The sequence below is a fragment of the uncultured Stenotrophomonas sp. genome, from assembly GCF_963519125.1.
In the GTDB taxonomy this organism is placed as follows: Bacteria; Pseudomonadota; Gammaproteobacteria; order Xanthomonadales; family Xanthomonadaceae; genus Stenotrophomonas.
On the sequence record NZ_CAUQLJ010000003.1, the window covers coordinates 142,596 to 159,784 of the forward strand.

The window sequence follows — 17,189 nt, forward strand, 5'->3', positions numbered from 1 at the left end:
GGGTTACCCTTGAACGGCACCCCGCCCAAGGCCCCCGCATGCGCACGCTCTACCCACCCATCGCGCCCTACCGCGAACACACACTCGCCGTAGACAACCTGCACACTCTGCACGTAGAGGAATGTGGCGCACCCGACGGTATCCCCGTCGTGTTCCTCCATGGTGGCCCGGGCGCTGGCGTCTCCCCCACCCACCGCCGCTTCTTCGATCCCACCCGTTACCGCATCGTCCTGATCGACCAGCGCGGCAGCGGCCGTTCCACGCCATTCGGCGAACTGCGCGACAACACCACCGCGCATCTGGTCGCCGATATTGAACGCGTACGCGCGCAGCTCGGCATCGACAAGTGGCTGGTGTTCGGCGGCTCGTGGGGTTCCACCCTCGCCCTGGCCTACGCGCAGGCACATCCCGACCGCGCCACTGGCCTGATCGTGCGCGGGGTCTATCTGGGTCGTGTCGAAGAGAACCGCTGGTTCGCTGAAGCCGACGGCGGCGCCCGCTGGATCTTCCCCGAGCGCTGGGCGCGCTATGCCGCCTATCTGCCGGCCGACGAACACAGCGACATGATCGACGCCTACTGGAAGCGCCTCGACAGCGACGATCAAGCTACCCGGATCGCGGCGGCGCAAGCCTGGCTGGGCTGGGAAGACTTTGCCGCCACGCTGGTGCATGACGTCGACGCCGTCTCCGACGCCGACCCGCTCGACACCCTGGCCAAGGCCCGCATCGAAGCGCACTACTTCCGCCACAACGCGTTTCTCGAGCACGGCCAGCTGCTGCGCGACATCGACCGCATCCGCCATCTGCCGGGGGTGATCGTGCAGGGGCGCTACGACATCATCTGCCCGCCGCGCAGCGCGTGGGACCTGTCGCAGGCGTGGCCGGAGGCGCGGCTGGAGATGGTGCTGTCCGGCCACGGCGCGACCGAACCTAATACGGTGGACGCGCTGGTGCGCGCCACCGATGCGTTCGCCGATCAGGCGGCTGCGTAGCTCGGATAATCGATGTAGCCTTCCGCGCCGCCGCCGTAGAACGTGGTGCGGTCGGCAGTCGCAAGCGGCCAGCCGTTCTGCAGGCGGGCAACCAGGTCCGGGTTGCTGATGAAGGGCGCACCGAACGCGGCCAGGTCAATCAGGCCCGCATCAATAAGCTGTTCGGAACGCGCGCGGTCGAGCCCACCGGCCAGGATCAATGCGGTGTTCGGCAGGTTGCCGCGGATCGTGCGCAGCAGCGTCTGGAAGCCGGTCTCGGCGCCCGCAGCCATCACCTTTTCGCCCATCTGGTAGCCGGACTGATCCATCAGGTGCACGTAGGCCAGCCCGCGCTGGCCGATCGCCTGGGTCAGCGCGTCGTAGGTGCTGTCGATCCCGTCGTGCAGCGGCATGTCGAACAACTGGCCGTACGGCGAGAGGCGGATGCCGGTGCGGGCTGCACCGATACGGGCCACCACCGCGTCGATCACCTCGAGGGTGAAGCGAAGGCGATTCTCCATGGTGTCGGCGGCGTACTGGTCGGCGCGGTCGTTGACCAGCGGATTCATGAACTGCTCGAACAGGTAACCGTTCGCACCGTGGATCTCCACACCGTCGAAGCCGGCCTCGATGGCGTTGGCAGCCGCCTGCGCGAACTCCCCGACGATGCGCGCGATCTCGTCCGTACCCAGCTGGCGCGGCGCGGGCGGCGCCACCAGCGCCGGTGAACCGCTGTCGTCATAGCCAAAGGCCTGTGCGCCCATCGGCTGCTTCGAGCTGGCGCTCACGGGCAGGCGTCCATCGGCCTGGATGGTCGGATGCGAAACGCGGCCGACGTGCCACAGCTGCGCCACGATCTTCCCGCCCACCGCGTGCACGGAGTTGGTGGTCAGGCGCCAGCCTTCGATCTGCTCCGGGCGGAAGATGCCCGGGTTGAACAGGTAGCCCTGCCCTTCCTGCGAGATCGGGGTGCCTTCACTGACGATCAGGCCCGCCGTGGCGCGCTGGGCGTAGTACAGCGCGATGCGCTCGTCGGCGATGTCGTTGGGCGCGCGGGCGCGGGTCAGCGGCGCCATCACCACGCGGTTGCGCAGGGGGTGCCGGCAAGGTCGAACGGGGTGAACAGGGAAGCAGTCATGGCAGGGTTCCTGGGGAGGGGCCCGACGGGCGGGCAGGCGACCATGCTAGGTAGATGCTTATCCAGCTACAATCCGATCAATCATCAAATCACAATTGCGAAATTCGCAATCATGGAGCCCAGCCCATGCAGCTCAAGGCCCTGCGCTACTTCCTGATGGTGGCCAGCACCCGCAGCTTCCTGGCCACCGCCCGCCACTTCCGGGTGCCCGCCTCGTCCGTGTCGCGATTCATCGCCGGGCTGGAGAAGGACCTGGGCCGGCAGCTGTTCTACCGCAGCACCCGCGCGGTGCGGTTGACCGAGGAAGGCGAGCGCTTCCACCAACAGGCCCGCGAAGCCATCGACCTGCTGGATGCGGCAGTGGACGACCTGGGCCACGACGACGGCGCCCTGAGCGGACGGCTGCGGATCAACGCCCCCGAGGCGTTCGGACGCCTGCACGTGGCCCGCCTGATCGGCGAGCTGCAGGACCAGCACCCTGCCCTGGACGTCGAACTGCAGCTCACCGATGTGTTCATCGACCCGGTGCAGGAAGGCGTGGACATCACGGTGCGGATCGGGCCGCAGGTCGATTCCGGGTTGATCGGACGAACCGTCGCCGCGCAGCGGCAGATCCTCGCGGCCAGCCCGGCGTATCTGGCCGCGCACGGCACGCCGGAAGCGCCGGCCGATCTGCTGCAGCACCGCTGCCTGCTCTACAAAGGGCAGTTCGGCACCCAGCGCTGGTATTTCCGGCAGGATGCTGACGCTCCATTCGAAGGCATCAACGTCAGCGGGCCGTTGTGCAGCAACAACGCAGAGGTACTGCTGGACGCCGCGATGGAGGGCCGTGGGGTGGTGCTGTTCCCGAGCTGGTTGTACCGCCAAGGCAGCTTTGAACGGACGCAGCTGGTGCCGCTGCTGGCCGATTGGGAAGGTTCGGCAAGCACCGAAGCCTCCTACATCCAGCTGCTCTCTCCCGAGAACAAGCTGCGCTCACGAAAAGTGCGTGAGGTGACCGCATTCCTGCTGGAGGAGTTCGGCACCCCGGCGTACTGGGACAGGGCATCGCACAGGTAATCGGGGACGCGCGCATCGGTAGGGTCGGTTCCCAAACGACCGCCGACCGTGCCGATCGGTGCGACGAACGCATTGTTCCAACCGAAGGGCATGTTCCTGCCCGGCGTCATGCCCCAACAGAACGATGCACCGTTATCGGTGGTCGATTGGGATGCGACCCTACCAATGCTCGGCCGGTCGCTCGACTTGCGGGTTTTACTGTGGACCCGCCTCTGCCCTTGATGCCACGCTGACCGCGTGGACGCACCCATCGCCCGCTCCCGCGCTGCTGCCGGCTTGGCTCTTCTGCTGGGCTGCCTGCTGCTGGCCGGCTGTGCCACCCTGCCCCGCAACCCCGTGCCGGCCGATCAGGTGGCCTGGGCGGCCGTGCCCGGGATGCCCGATGTGCGGGGCTGGGCCGGGCGGCCGAATCGGGACATGGAGCTCGATTTTGAACGCTCGATCCGCGATGAGCGGCCGGACGACTTCCCGGTCGGCAGCGATGGACGCATCCATTACCCACACCTTGCCTTGTCTGGCGGTGGCGCCAACGGGGCCTTCGGGGCCGGGTTCCTCAATGGCTGGACCGCAACGGGCACCCGCCCGACGTTCAAGATCGTCACCGGGGTTTCGACCGGGGCGTTGATGGCGCCTTACGTTTTCCTCGGCCCGGACTACGACGAGGCGCTGCGGCGCTTCTACACCACCACCTCCGACGCGGATGTCTTCAGTGCCGGCAATCCGTTGATGGCACTCCTGCGCCGCGAGTCGCTGGCGAATACGGCGCCGCTGGAAGCATTGATCGCCCGTGCCATCGACGCGCCGCTGCTGGCAAAGATCGCCGCAGAGCACCGCGCCGGGCGGCGGCTCTACATGGGCACCGCCGACCTGGATTCCCGCCACTTCGTGGTCTGGAACATGGGCTTGATCGCGACCCGCGAGTCGCCCGAAGCACTCGCACTGTTCCGCCGGGTGATGCTGGCCTCCGCGTCGATCCCGATTGCGTTCCCGCCGGTGCTGATCGAGGTCGAGGCCCACGGCAAGCGCTACGACGAAATGCATGTGGACGGCTTCGTCGCCGCCAACATCTTCCTGCATGCCGGCATCATCGATCCGCAGCGGATCTACAACCGCGTGTCCCGTGCGCCCGCCACCTACGACACGTACATGATCCACAACGGACAGCTCGCCGCCGCGTCCGATCCGGCCGAACGCTCGCTGCGCGGGATCGCGTTCCGCACCATCGAAGTGGCCGGGCGCGCGGGCATGATCGGCGACCTGTTCCGCGAATACGCCTACGCCCGGCGCGACCGGGCGCAGTTTGCCTGGGTCACCATCGACTCCACGCTCGACCTGCCCGAGGCGACCAGCTTCGACCCGGTGCAGATGAAAGTACTGTACGACCTGGGCTACAAACGCGCGCAGGCCGGGCCGGTGTGGCTGTCGCGCCCGCCGGGAATGACGCCTGGCGATGATCCCTGATCGCCAGGCGACTCCACGACCCGGTTACTGTCCGTTGGCTGCGCGGCTGGCCAGCAAGGCGATCGCGCGGTCCGGCAGATGCCACTGACCGTGCTCGTCAGCCTGCACCGGAGCATCGTCCACCGAGGTGATCAGCAGGCGCCAGGGCGTGTGTTCGTCGTTCGGCGGTGTGAATGACTGGCCCTCGGCTGCGGCGTTGACCAGCAGCAACAGCTGCGTGGATTCCACCACGGACGACTCCCCCTCGTGCGGCAGGGCCGGCAGTTGCAGCATCAACGCACGTTGCTGCGGCGCATGCCAGTCCGCCTCCTGCATCGGCTGGCCGTCCGGACGCAGCCAGTGCGCCGTGTCCGCGCCCTGCCCGTCGCGGGCATCCAGGAAACGGCTGCGTCGCAGCTGCGGGTAGCGCCGGCGCAAGGCAAGCAGGCGGCGCACGAACTGCGACTGCTGCTGCCCGTCCTCGCTCGTCGCCCGCTCCCAGTCGATCCAGTTGATCGGGTTGTCCTGGCAGTAGGCATTGTTGTTGCCATTCTGGGTACGCCCGAACTCGTCACCGGCCAGCAGCATCGGCGTGCCCTGTGCCAGCAGAAGGCTGGCCAGCAGGTTTCGCATCTGCCGACGGCGCAGGGCCAGGATCCCGGGATCATCGGTGGGGCCTTCCGCGCCGTGGTTCCACGAGATGTTGTGGTCGCTGCCGTCGCGCCCCTCCTCGCCGTTCTCGAGATTGTGCTTGTCGTTGTAACTGACCAGATCGTGCAGGGTGAACCCGTCGTGGGCGGTCACGAAATTCACCGATGCAGCCGGGCGTCGACCGTTGTGGTCGAACAGGTCGGCCGACCCCATCAGGCGCGTGGCGAACTCCGAGAGCTGGCCTTCGCCGCCCTTCCAGAACGCACGCAGGTTGTCGCGGAAGCGGTCGTTCCACTCGGCCCAACCCGGCGCGAAGTTGCCCAGCTGGTAGCCGCCCGGGCCGATGTCCCACGGCTCGGCAATCAACTTCACCTGGCTCAGCACCGGGTCCTGCCGCACCGCGTCGAGGAAGCTGCCGGACGCATCGAACCCGGCGCGCTCGCGCCCCAGGATCGTAGCCAGGTCGAAACGGAACCCGTCGACATGCATGTCCTGCACCCAGTAGCGCAGCGAGTCCATCACCATGCGCAGCGCACCGGCATTGGTCAGGTCGAAGGTGTTGCCGGTGCCGGTGTCGTTGATGTAGTACCGCCGATCTTCCGCAAGGCGGTAGTAGCTGGCGTTGTCGATGCCCTTGAACGACAGCGTCGGGCCCAGCTCGTTGCCTTCGGCGGTGTGGTTGTAGACCACGTCGAGGATCAGCTCCAGCCCCGCGTTGTGCAGGCTCGCCACCATCTGCTTGAACTCGGCAATGGTGCTGGTCGACATGAACACCGGATCCGGCGCGAAGAATCCGAGGGTGTTGTAACCCCAGTAGTTCTTCAGCCCCTTCTCCACGAGGTACTGATCGTCGACGTGGGCATGCACCGGCAGCAGCTCCAGCGCGGTGACGCCCAGATGCTTGAGGTGGTCGGTGACCGCGTCCGAGCGCAGCGCCGAGAACGTGCCGCGCGAGGTTTCCGGCACCGCCGGATGCTGCATCGACAGCCCGCGCAGGTGGGCTTCGTAAATGACCGTGCGGTCCCACGGCACTGCCGGCCCCCGGTCCGCGCCCCAGGTGAATGCCGGGTCGACCACCACGCAGCGCGGCATGTAGGCGGCACTGTCGCGGCGATCGAAGCTCAGGTCCTTGTCCTTGTGGCCGATGGTGTAACCAAACAGGTGCGGCGACCATTTGATCTGGCCGACCAGCTGCTTCGCGTACGGGTCCAGTACCAGTTTGTTGGGGTTGAAACGATGCCCGGCGTCCGGCGCGTACGGGCCGTGCACGCGATAGCCGTAGCGCTGCCCGGGACGGGCGTCCGGCAGGTAGCCGTGCCAGATCTCATCGGTGTACTCGGGCAGCGCGATCCGCTCGATTTCGCGGCCGCGCTCGTTGAACAGACACAGTTCAACCCGCGTGGCGTGCCGGCTGTACAGCGAGAAGTTCACCCCCAGGCCGTCCCAGGTCGCCCCCAGCGGATACGGTCGGCCAGCCTTGACCCGCGAGTGCGCAGCGCCAGCAGCACGGCTCATCGGCTCGCCTCCTGGTCGTACTGCGCCGCTTCCACTTCTGCCGCCACCAACCGCTCGGCCATGTGCCAATGGCGGGCCGAATGCCCGTCGGGCCGGCCTTCGGCTTCCCAGATCTGGCGGGCCAGTTCCCGGGTGCGTTCCGCTTTCTGTTCGTCGTCCATCGTCGTGCTCTTACCAGGTCGAGTAGATCGCCACCGGGCTGCCGTTGAACAGCTGCCGCAGTCGCGTGGGGGAACCGTCGCTCGTGAACACCGCGCCGGTGAGGAGATTGCGATAACGTCCGGGGGGCACGGCCAGCGCCGCGCCGCGCCAGTGCGCGTCGCCCAGCGCCGCGCCCAGGCGTGCCGGCTGCGCCCCGGTGTGGTGGGCCACGGCCACCAGCAGGCGGGCATCCGCCCCGCTGCGAAGGAAGGCCAGCATCGGCACCTCGCGGTCGGCATGCAGCGGTTGGTAATCGCCGTCATGGAACAGCGCCGGCTGTTCGCGACGGGCGCCAAGCAAGCGCTGCAACACGCGCGCCTTCCCCGCGCCGTCCTGCCATTGCGACAGCAGCTGCGGCCAGCTGCGCGGGTCGTCCAGCCATCCGCGCCGGAGGGAGTAGTCCACGGGCCGGCGGTTGTCCGGGTCGACCAGCGAGAGATCCCAGCCTTCGGTGCCCTGGTACAGGTCGGGCACGCCCGGCAGGGTCAGGCGCAGCGCAAGCTGCGCGAGCCCGTTGCGCGCACCGGCGGCCGCGATGTGCCGGACCGACCGATCGAGCACGCGGCGCACCGGTGCCGCCGCCGGATGGGTGAGCAGGTCGCGGGTGAATGTCTCAAGGCGTGCCTCGAACGCCGTGTCTGGATCCGTCCACGAGGACCACAGGTCGCCCTCGCGCAGCGCCTTGACCTGCCACGCCACGATGCGAGTCGCAAACCCCTCCGCATCGTCCAGACCCGTTGCCGGCCATGCGCCTGCCAAGGTCTGCCACAGCATCTGCGACACCGGCGCCGGCGGCAGGCGCAGCCCGATCCGGTTGGCGCTCCGCTCAAGGGTCCGGGTCTGCCGCGCCCACCACGGTGCATGCTCGGACAGCACGGCCAACCGCGCACGCGTATCTTCCCCGCGCTTGTGGTCATGCGTGGCCGTGGCCAGCATCGCCTGCGGATGGCGGTGCGCGCGCATCAGCGCACGGGTGTGCAGGGCGCGGCTGGACAGCGCGAAATGGTCGGGCCGACTGCCTACCTCATTGCGCGATAGCAGCACCCCGTACCGGTAGAAGGCGCGATCTTCGACCGCCTTGGCGTTGAGCGGCGCGCTGAGCTGCTGGAAGCGCACGCGCAGCGTCTCGCGCGCAGTTTCGCCGGCGTCCGCCCAGAAGCGACCGGCGATCCACTCTGCCGCGAGTACCGTATCCGGTCGTTCCTCACGCCCCACGCTTTCCAGCACCTCCGACCACCACCCGTGATCGGCTTCGCTGCTGCCACGCGCAGTGGCATAGCTGCGATAGACCGGGAAGCGCACCAGCAGCGCGGTCAGGGCACGCGCCAGCACCGCCCGCCCGTATCGGGCGGCGGCGTCGACACTGTCGCGTTCCATCTTCAGAAGGAGACGCAGGACCGCATCGAACTCGCTGCGCAGTCCGCGTTCCAACACTTCGTGGCGGGCGCGTTGCTCTTCGACAGCGAAGCTGCCGGTGCGACCACTGACGGCACGCCAATGTGCAACAAGCGGCGCTTCGCCGGCCGGTGCATGCAGCCACGCCGACACCTGGTCCATGAAGTCGTAGCCGGTGCTGCCGTCGCAGTCCCACTCCGGCGGCAGCTCCTCGTCCGGTGCGAGAATCTTCTCCACCCACAGCAGCGGCCGTTGCGCGCGTGCCACCGAGGCGGCATCCATCGCCGCGCGCAGGCGCTGCAGATAGGCCTGCGGATCGGCCAGCCCGTCCACGTGGTCCACGCGCAGCCCGTCCACAACGCCTTCGGCCACCAGCGCGAGTGGAAGGCGATGCACGACCTCGAACACATCTTCGTGCTGCACTTGCAATCCGGCCAGCGAGGTGATGGTAAAGAAGCGGCGGTAGTTGATGCGGTCGTCGCCCAGCCGCCACCACAGCGGGCGGTAGGCCTGCGCGTCGAGCAGTGTGCGGATGTCGGCGGTGTCGGCGTCCTGCACCGCCGCCGTCGCCAGCGGCAGCCGGGTGTCATGGTGCAAAAGCGTCTGGGTGTCGCCGACGCACTCCACGCGCAACACGCCTTCGTCCAGCGCCGCCTGCAGCGGTCGGTCGAGCACCGGCAGCTGCACCCTGCCCTGCGCCAGCGGCGCGTTCCAGCGGATGTCGAACCAATGTGCGAACGCGCTGTTGCGACCGTGCAGAAGCACGTCCCACCACCAGCGGTTGTCGGCGTGCGCCGCCATGTGATTGGGCACGATGTCCAGGACCAGGCCCATGCCGTGCGCGCGCGCGGCCGCCGACAGCGCACGCAGCGCCGCGTCTCCGCCAAGCTCAGGGTTGACCATCGTCGGGTCGACCACGTCGTACCCGTGGGTGGAGCCCGGTACCGCCCGCCAGATCGGCGACAGATACAGATGGCTGATACCCAGTGCGGCGTAATAATCGACCTGTCGTGCCGCATCGGCCAGGGTGAAGCCGGCGTGCAACTGCAGTCGTGCGGTGGCGCGGATGGGCGTCATGCAACCACCCGCGAACGCGCGGCGGAAAACCGCGCCATGGCCTCGTCCACGGCCGCTTCATGCCCTTCACGCGGCAAGCGCTGACGCCAGTTCGGATGGGTTCCCACCGTGCCCGGCAGGTTGACCTGTTCGGCCACGCCCAGTGCATCCTCCACCGGGAGCAAGGCCAGCACGCTTGGCCCCGACGCCACGAATTCCAACGCAGCGCCCTGCGGATGCGTCACTTCCCTGCCGTCCGCATCCAGCGCCGCGTCCAGCGCTGCCACGTCGGCCGCCCGGGCGGTCAACTGCTGGCCAAGGCCGACCTGATCGAGTTCGCCAAGCCGATGCCGCCACGCCAGGTCCAGGCCGCGCCGCCAGCCCACCAGGGTCGGCAGGTCGTGGGTGCCGGTCATCGCTACCGCGTCGGCGCGCCACGCCGCCGGTGGCAGGAAGCGGCCGCTGTCGTCGCGGGTGAATGCCAGCACGTCCATCCCCATCACGCCTCGCGCGGCCAGCGCCTGGCGGATACCCGGCGGGACCACGCCCAGGTCTTCGCCGATCACGATGCAGCGGTGCCGCCACGATTCGAGTGCGGCGATGTTCAGCAGGTCCTGCAGCGGATAGCAGAGGTATGCGCCTTGGGACGCGTCGCCGCCCTCCGGCACCACCCAGAGACGCTGCCAGCCGAGGATGTGATCGACCCGGATGCCGCCCCGGTCGCGCATCACCGCGCGCAGCAGCGCGATGAAGGGTGCAAATCCCTGCGTTTGAAGCCCGAAAGGAGAGTAACTGCCAACGCCCCACACCTGTCCGCCAGCGCAGAACGCATCCGGCGGCGCGCCCAGCACCAGTCCACGCAGGCACGCCTCACCGCCGGCGACCGCCTCTGCCCCCGAAGGGTCGAATCCCACGGCGAGGTCGGCGATCAATCCCAGCCGCATCCCGCTCGCGGTCGCGTCGGCCTGGGCCTGCTGCCAGCCCAAGGTCACCAGCCACTGCCCGAACAGGTACAGCGACCGCGGCAGCGCCAGGCGACGGTGCATGAACGCGACGTGCGCCGCCAGGTCAGGTCCGCCATCGTGTTCGAACCGCTGGATCGCAGCACGCGTAGGTGCATGGTCGGCCACGGCGTGCTCTACTTCCGACAGCCATGACCACTTGGCCGAGGCCACCGCTGGCCAGTCGATCAGCTCGGCAGTGCGCAACAGGTCGAGCTCCGCGCGCAGCACCGGGTGCGCGTCGAGCGCACGCAGCGCGACCTCCCCGAACGCCTGCACGGGCGCCGCGTAGAGCGCTTCCAGATAGCGGCGATCACCGGGTGAATAAGGACTGTAGTCGCGACCCATCGCATTGGCCGCATGCACCGGTCCGAGCGCCAGCGCATCGGCGCCGGCAGCCGCCGCCCGCCGTGCCCAGCCCGCGCAGGCGGCGGTGTCGCCGACGCCGGCATCATGCGGACCGCGTGCGGCGTACGGCTGCAGCACCAGGCCCCACCCGCGCGCGTCGGGTCCGAGCGCGTCGGTTACTCCGAAACACCGTACGGGCGCCACCGCAACGTGCTGCACCACGCCGGCGCAGGCTACCGACCAGTACCCGGCGCGCGTGGGGGCATCCACGCGACCGCGCGCATCGGTCCGGGTGGACTCGCTGCTGCCATCCTCATGAACCCAGACGCAGGCCGCTTCCACCGGACCCACCGCGACGCTCTCGCGGACCATCGCCGTCCGCAGCGGCCGGGTCTGTTGCCAGTCGGCCAGTGCCTGCAGCGCGTCGCGGCGCTGCAGGGAGGTCGCAGCGCGCAGTGCCAGGCGTTCCAGCACGGCGGCCAGGGCGTGGTCTTCAACCCGCTGCGGGGTACCGGCAACGTCGGTCCAGTCGACCATGACACCGGCGGCCGTCGCTACATCGGCAAGCGAGGGAGTGCTGTTCATGGCGTCTCCACAACAACGGCGTACAGACCGTCTGGCTCAAGCTGCCCGTCGCGTGACGGTGTGCCGAGTCGAAACACTTCCCGGCCCGGCGGCAGGTCGATGGCAACCGGGACAGGCCCGCTGTTGAATCCGATCCACCACTGTGCACCCGGCAGCTGCCAGCCCGCCCGCAGCGCGCCGGGCGCAATGACCTCCGCGCCGAGCGCGTGCACCTCGCCTTGCGCCACCAGGTGCGCGCTGCGGACCGCGAGCAGGCTGCGGAAGCCGTCAAGCCAGGTCGCTGCGTCGCGATCTTCCGGCGACGGCCACAGGCTGCGGGAGTCGTCGAACGTGTCGATCGCATTGGGGTCGGGAACGAGCGCGCGGCGATCCTCGCCCTGGAAACTGCTGAAATGCGCGAACTCACTGCGACGTCCTTCCCGCACCTGCTCGTCCAGCGGCGGACGGTGGTCGGTGAAGTACAGGAACGGCGATGTCGCGCCCCAGGGCTCCCCCAGGAAAAACAGCGGAATCATCGGGGTCAACGCCGTCAGCGCGGTTGCCAGCGCGGCTCTGCGGGGTCCCACCAGCTGGATCAGGCGCTCGCCGCGTGCGCGGTTGCCGATCTGGTCATGGTTCTGCGCGAACACCACGAACTGGCGCGGCGACAGGCCGGCACTCGGCTCACCGCGTGCGTGCCCACTGCCGTTGACCTCCCCCTGCCAGGCAAAGCCTTCGGCCAGCACGCGTCGCAGCCGCTCTGAAGGATCATCGGCGAAATCACGGTAATACCCTTCGTGCTCGCCCGTCAGCAGCGCATGCAACGCGTTGTGGAAGTCGTCGTTCCACTGGGCGGTAAAGCCATTGGCCAGCAGTGACGCCTGGTTGCGCTCATTCTCCAGCACCAGCGCGATCTCACGATCCGGCAGCGCGCCGCGCACCCGCTCGCGCAGGATGTCGAGGAACTCCGGCGGGTGGATCGCGTGTACCGCATCCAGGCGCAGGCCGTCGAAACGGTACTCCTGCAGCCACATCAAGGCGTTGTCGATGAAGTACTGCTGCACCTCCGGCCGCCTGAAATCCACGGCCGCGCCCCACGGGGTACGTACTTCGTCGCGGAAGAACGCAGGCGCCAGTGCGGGCATCACGTTGCCGTCGGGCCCGAAATGGTTGTAGACCACATCCAGCAGCAGCATCAGGCCCAGGCCGTGGGCGGCATCCACCAGTGCCTTCAGCTCGTCCGGCGTGCCATAGGCCGCGGACGGCGCGTAATGCAGCACGCCGTCGTAGCCCCAGTTGCGGGTCCCGGGGAAGGTCGCCACCGGCATCAGTTCGATCGCCGTGATGCCCAACGCGGCCAGCTGCGGCAACTGTTCGCGCACCGCCGCATAGGAGCCACCGGCCGCGCCGATGTGGACTTCGTAGATCACCGCTTCGCGCCACGGACGCCCGCGCCATGCGGCATGCTGCCAGTCGAACGCGTCCGGCAGCAGCACGCTTGGACCAAACGCGCCTTCGGGCTGCGAACGCGACGCCGGATCCGCGAGTGTCTCCCCGCCGTCGATGCGGAAGCGATAGTGCATGCCCGCCGATGCCAGCGCCGACAACTGGAACCAGCCATCGGCACCCTGCTGCATCGGTAACGCTTCACCCTCCAGCAGCAGCTCCAGCGACTGCGCCTCCGGCGCCCACGTTGCAAACTGCCATTCCCCGTTCCTGCCCTCGCGGGCACCCCACCTCGGTACTGCTTCGTTCATTCGGCCGCCTGCAGGTAAATCACCGACAGCGGCGGCAGGGTGAGCGGCAGGGATTGCGCGTGGCCATGCATGGGACGCGCGATGGTATTTACCCTGCCGGCATTGCCCAGGTTGCCGCCGCCGTAGTGGGCGCTGTCCGTGTTGAGCATTTCGGACCACGCCCCCGCCGACGGCACGCCGAGCAGGTAGCCGTGGCGCGCCACCGGGGTGAAGTTGCACACCACCAGGGTCGAACGGCCCGTACCGTCCGGCGCGTGCCGCACGAAGGCCAGCACGCTGTTGCGGTGGTCGTCGCTGACGCTCCACTCGAAACCTGCGTCACTGTCGTTGGCCAGGCGCAGGCTGGGTTCCTGCTGCAGCAGGCGGTTGAGGTCGCCCACCAGGCGTGCCACGCCGGCATGGGCCGGGTCGGCGGCGGTATCCCAGTCCAGCGCTGCGTCGTGGTTCCATTCCGCCGGCTGTGCGAATTCGCCGCCCATGAACAGCAGTTTGCTGCCCGGGTGCGCCCACATGAAGCCGTAGCAGGCGCGCAGGTTGGCCAGCTGCTGGCTGCGGTCGCCCGGCATCTTGGCCAGCAGCGAGCCCTTGCCGTGCACCACCTCGTCATGCGACAGCGGCAGGATGAAGCGCTCGCTGAAGGCATAGATGGCACTGAACGTCATCTCGCCATGGTGGTGGCCGCGATGGATCGGGTCGCGCTGCAGATAGGCCAGGGTGTCGTGCATCCAGCCCATGTTCCATTTGTGGGTGAACCCCAGCCCGTTCGCGGCCGTCGGTGCGGTCACGCCTGGCCACGCAGTCGACTCTTCGGCCATGACCAGCACGTCCGGGAAGCGCGCGCGGATGGCATCGTTCAACTGGCGCAGGAACGCCACCGCCTCGAGGTTCTCGCGCCCGCCGTTGACGTTGGGCAGCCATTCCCCTTCTGCACGGCTGTAGTCGCGGTACAGCATGGAGGCCACCGCGTCCACGCGCAGGCCGTCCACATGGAAACGGTCGATCCATTCCAGCGCGCTGCCGATCAGGAACGCGGCCACTTCGGCGCGACCGTAGTTGTAGATCAGCGTGTTCCAGTCCGGGTGCAGGCCGAGCCGCGGATCTTCGTGCTCGTACAGCGCGGTGCCGTCGAAGCGGTTCATGCCGTGCGCGTCGGTCGGGAAATGCGCGCCCACCCAGTCCACGATCACGCCCAGCCCGGCGCCATGGCACCGGTCCACGAACGCGGCAAAGTCCTGTGGCCGCCCGTAACGTGCGGTCGGCGCGTAGAGGCCCAGCGGCTGGTAGCCCCAGGAGCCGCCAAAGGGATGCTCGCTGACCGGCAGCAGCTCGATATGGGTAAAGCCCAGCGCGGTCACGTACGGTATCAACCGGTCACCCAGCGCGGCCCAGTCCAGCGGCGCGCCGTCCGCATGCCGTTGCCATGAACCGGCATGCACTTCGTAGACCGAGATCGCCTGCCCCGCGGCGAGGGCACGATCCTGCATCCACCCCGCGTCCTTCCAGGCGTGGGCGCAGGGCGCAGAGACCCGCGACGCCGTGTCCGGCGGCATTTCGCACGCACGCGCCATCGGGTCGGCCTTGAGAACCACCGTATGGCCATCGCCTGCGGTCAGCGCGAACTTGTAGCGGGTGCCCGCCTTGACCCGGGGCAGGAACAGCTCCCACACCCCCGCGTCATGGCGCAGCCGCATCGGGTGGCGGCGCACGTCCCACCCATTGAAATCGCCCACCACGGCCACCCGGCTCGCGGTCGGGGCCCAGACCGTGAAGCGCACACCGGCGACGCCATCGCAGGTCGCGGTCACCGCGCCGAGCGAGCGGCGGGCAGCGTCGGGATCGCCGCCACGCAGCGCGTCCAGCTCGCTGTCCGCGAGCTGGATGCCGAAGGCGTACGCGTCCTCGATCTCCTGCACACCGTCGGACCAGTGAATCCGCAGCAGGCCGCTGCCGCGTTGCTCCGTCCACAACTGGAACAGGCCTTCATGCCCGCTCTGCTGCATGCTCCGCCATGCGCCTTTGTCCAAGTCCGCGTCGACACGGGTCGCGCCAGGCAGGTACACGGTGTGGCGCCAGCCCGCGCCATCACGGTGCGGACCCAATACGGCAAAGGCATCGCACGGGCGGCCTGCAACCAGGTCTGCCAGCGCAGGAGTCAGGGCCTCCGGCCCCACGGGTACGGTCAGGCTGTCGTCAACGGATACGCCATCCCCCCCGATCAACGCGTCCTCGGTCATGCGCGCTGCTCCATCGCGCGGTCGTAGAGGCTCAGGTAGTGCGTCCCCGCCTGCTCCCAACTGCTCGGACGCAGCATCGCGGCGCGGCGCATGGCCGACAGCAGGGTCGGCAGGCGGTAGGTGCGGAATGCGCGCTGCACGCAGCGGCGCAGGGAATCGGCATCCGCCGAGTCGAACAGCAGGCCGGTGACGCCGTCCTCGATGGTGTCGATCAGGCCGCCGGTGGCGTGTGCAATCGGCAGGCAGCCGAACCGCTGCGCGTACATCTGGCTGAGCCCGCAGGGCTCGAAGCGCGATGGCATCAGCAGGAAATCGGCACCCGCGAACATCTTGCGGGCCAGCGCTTCGTCGAATCCGGCGAAGACGCCGACCGAGGACGGGAATCGACGCGACAGCGCCGCCACTTCGGCCGCGATGCGCGGGTCGCCATCACCGATGATCGCCAGCTGGCCGCCAGCCGCGGCGATCTGGTGCGCGACCGCGCAGCTCAGGTCCAGGCCCTTCTGGTGCACCAGCCGCGACACCACCGCGAACAGCGGGCCATCGCCATGCGGCAGGCCGAGTGCGCGCTGCACACGGCGCTTGTTCGCCACCCGCCCTTCCCAACGGTGCAGGTCGAAGTGTTCGGTCAGGTGCAGGTCGGTGCGCGGGTCCCAGCTGTTGTCGATGCCATTGACGATGCCGCTCAGGCGACCACTCGCAGCATGACTGGACAGCAGCGCGTCCAGGCCGCAGCCCTGCTCCGGGCCGGTGATTTGACGCGCATAGCTGACGCTGACCGTGTTCACCTGGTCGGCGTGGACGATGCCCGCCTGCAGGAAGGACAGCCTGCCGTGGAAGAGGATGCTCTGCGCCTGCTCCGCGGAAACGCCCAGTGCGTCGGCCAGCTCGACCGGGAACAGGCCCTGGTACGCGAGGTTGTGGATGGTCAGCAGCGCCGGCACGTCCGAGCCATACCAGCGCAGGTAAGCGGCGGCCAGCGCGCACGGCCAGTCATTCAGGTGCAGCAGCTCCGGCTGCCAGTCCAGCCCGGCACTGCCGCAGGCGATCACCGCCGCGGCGCGCGACAGGGCGGCGAAGCGCACCGCGTTGTCGCTCCAGTCCTGCCCGGTACCGTCCACATAGGGACTGCCGCCACGCTGGTACAGCTCCGGGCAGACCAGCACCAGCACCGGCAGGCCATCGGCCAGCGTGGCCTCGCCGATGTCGCAGGCGGGAATGCCAGCGCGTGCCGGGACCCTGCCCACCAGGCGAAGATCCGGCGCCCGGGCGATCACATCGTCGTAGCCGGGAATCAGCACGCGCACGTCGGAACGGCCGCGCAGCGCACGCGGCAGCGAGGCCGCGACATCGCCCAGCCCACCGGCCTTGATGTAGTCGGCCATTTCCGAAGTGACGAACAGCACGCGTCGCGCACGTTCGATGCGGGCCTTGGCAGTCGGGGCACCGCCCTCGACCGCGCGCAGCTTCGGCGCGCGGCGAACGCGGATGCCACGTTCGACGCCGTCAACGGCGGGCACGAGCGGAATCGCAGGAACAGCGGACAGACGCGGAGGCGACATGGGGGCAATCTCAGAGGTGTAACGCGGTGGGGGAACCGCTCATCGGCATTGCGCCGCAAGCTGTCAGGGTGTGGGCCCTGACTGGAATCTACCTGTGTGCCGAATAAACAACGTGTGAACCCGTTGCGACAGCTTCGTGACTTGACCTGGTTGCAGGACCAGATTGCGCCAGAAAACGCAGGCGTGCGCGCATGTGGTGATTCAAATATCCCATCTGCACATCACCGCGCGGCATATGGGACCTCGCGCAGCGCCTGATTCGCGATGGAATCTGAAGGGTTCACACAGCGAGCGGAA

Annotated in this window: 11 protein-coding genes; 3 read left to right on the forward strand and 8 right to left on the reverse strand. The window is 68.5% G+C overall.

Annotated elements, in window-relative coordinates; genetic code table 11:
• Positions 1 to 38 precede the first annotated feature (38 nt).
• Positions 39 to 992, forward strand: coding sequence for a prolyl aminopeptidase (pip, locus tag RYM47_RS03455; protein WP_315386100.1), 954 nt, complete (start codon positions 39 to 41; stop codon positions 990 to 992).
• On the opposite strand, the gene RYM47_RS03460 is transcribed toward pip, so the two are convergent.
• Positions 977 to 2,047, reverse strand: a complete 1,071-nt coding sequence (locus RYM47_RS03460; RefSeq protein WP_315386101.1) for an alkene reductase — start codon at positions 2,045 to 2,047, stop codon at positions 977 to 979. The two genes, pip and RYM47_RS03460, sit on opposite strands and share 16 nt — an antisense overlap.
• A gap of 188 nt (positions 2,048 to 2,235) precedes the next feature.
• On the opposite strand from RYM47_RS03460, the gene RYM47_RS03465 reads away from it, so the two are divergent.
• Positions 2,236 to 3,168, forward strand: a complete 933-nt coding sequence (locus tag RYM47_RS03465; protein WP_315386103.1) for a LysR family transcriptional regulator — start codon at positions 2,236 to 2,238, stop codon at positions 3,166 to 3,168.
• Between the two features lie 237 nt (positions 3,169 to 3,405).
• Entirely contained in the window at positions 3,406 to 4,629 is a 1,224-nt protein-coding gene (locus RYM47_RS03470; protein ID WP_315386104.1) for a patatin-like phospholipase family protein, read from the forward strand.
• A 24-nt stretch (positions 4,630 to 4,653) separates the two neighbouring features.
• Here the strand turns inward: RYM47_RS03470 and glgX are convergent, their stop codons facing one another.
• From glgX to glgA, 7 genes are read right to left on the reverse strand one after another with little or no spacing between them, the layout of a single operon-like run.
• Complete coding sequence (gene glgX / locus RYM47_RS03475; RefSeq protein ID WP_315386106.1) at positions 4,654 to 6,774, reverse strand: glycogen debranching protein GlgX; 2,121 nt, start codon at positions 6,772 to 6,774, stop codon at positions 4,654 to 4,656.
• Complete coding sequence (locus RYM47_RS03480; protein ID WP_070206250.1) at positions 6,771 to 6,935, reverse strand: DUF2934 domain-containing protein; 165 nt, start codon at positions 6,933 to 6,935, stop codon at positions 6,771 to 6,773. The genes glgX and RYM47_RS03480 overlap by 4 nt, the downstream gene beginning before the upstream one ends.
• A gap of 10 nt (positions 6,936 to 6,945) precedes the next feature.
• A complete protein-coding gene (treY, locus tag RYM47_RS03485; RefSeq protein WP_315386108.1) occupies positions 6,946 to 9,447 on the reverse strand; it encodes a malto-oligosyltrehalose synthase in 2,502 nt (833 codons plus the stop codon).
• Positions 9,444 to 11,360, reverse strand: a complete 1,917-nt coding sequence (locus RYM47_RS03490) for a 4-alpha-glucanotransferase (RefSeq protein WP_315386110.1) — start codon at positions 11,358 to 11,360, stop codon at positions 9,444 to 9,446. The genes treY and RYM47_RS03490 overlap by 4 nt, the downstream gene beginning before the upstream one ends.
• Positions 11,357 to 13,096: a malto-oligosyltrehalose trehalohydrolase gene (treZ, locus tag RYM47_RS03495; RefSeq protein ID WP_315386112.1), complete on the reverse strand. Its 1,740-nt coding sequence runs from the start codon at positions 13,094 to 13,096 to the stop codon at positions 11,357 to 11,359. Before treZ ends, RYM47_RS03490 begins: the two co-directional genes overlap by 4 nt.
• Positions 13,093 to 15,330 carry a 1,4-alpha-glucan branching protein GlgB gene (gene glgB, locus RYM47_RS03500; protein WP_315386113.1) on the reverse strand — a complete coding sequence of 746 codons (2,238 nt, stop codon included), beginning with the start codon at positions 15,328 to 15,330 and terminating at the stop codon, positions 13,093 to 13,095. Before glgB ends, treZ begins: the two co-directional genes overlap by 4 nt.
• Positions 15,327 to 16,892 (reverse strand): glycogen synthase GlgA, encoded by a 1,566-nt coding sequence (glgA, locus tag RYM47_RS03505; RefSeq protein WP_315386114.1) that lies wholly within the window; start codon positions 16,890 to 16,892, stop codon positions 15,327 to 15,329. The genes glgB and glgA overlap by 4 nt, the downstream gene beginning before the upstream one ends.
• Positions 16,893 to 17,189 lie beyond the last annotated feature (297 nt).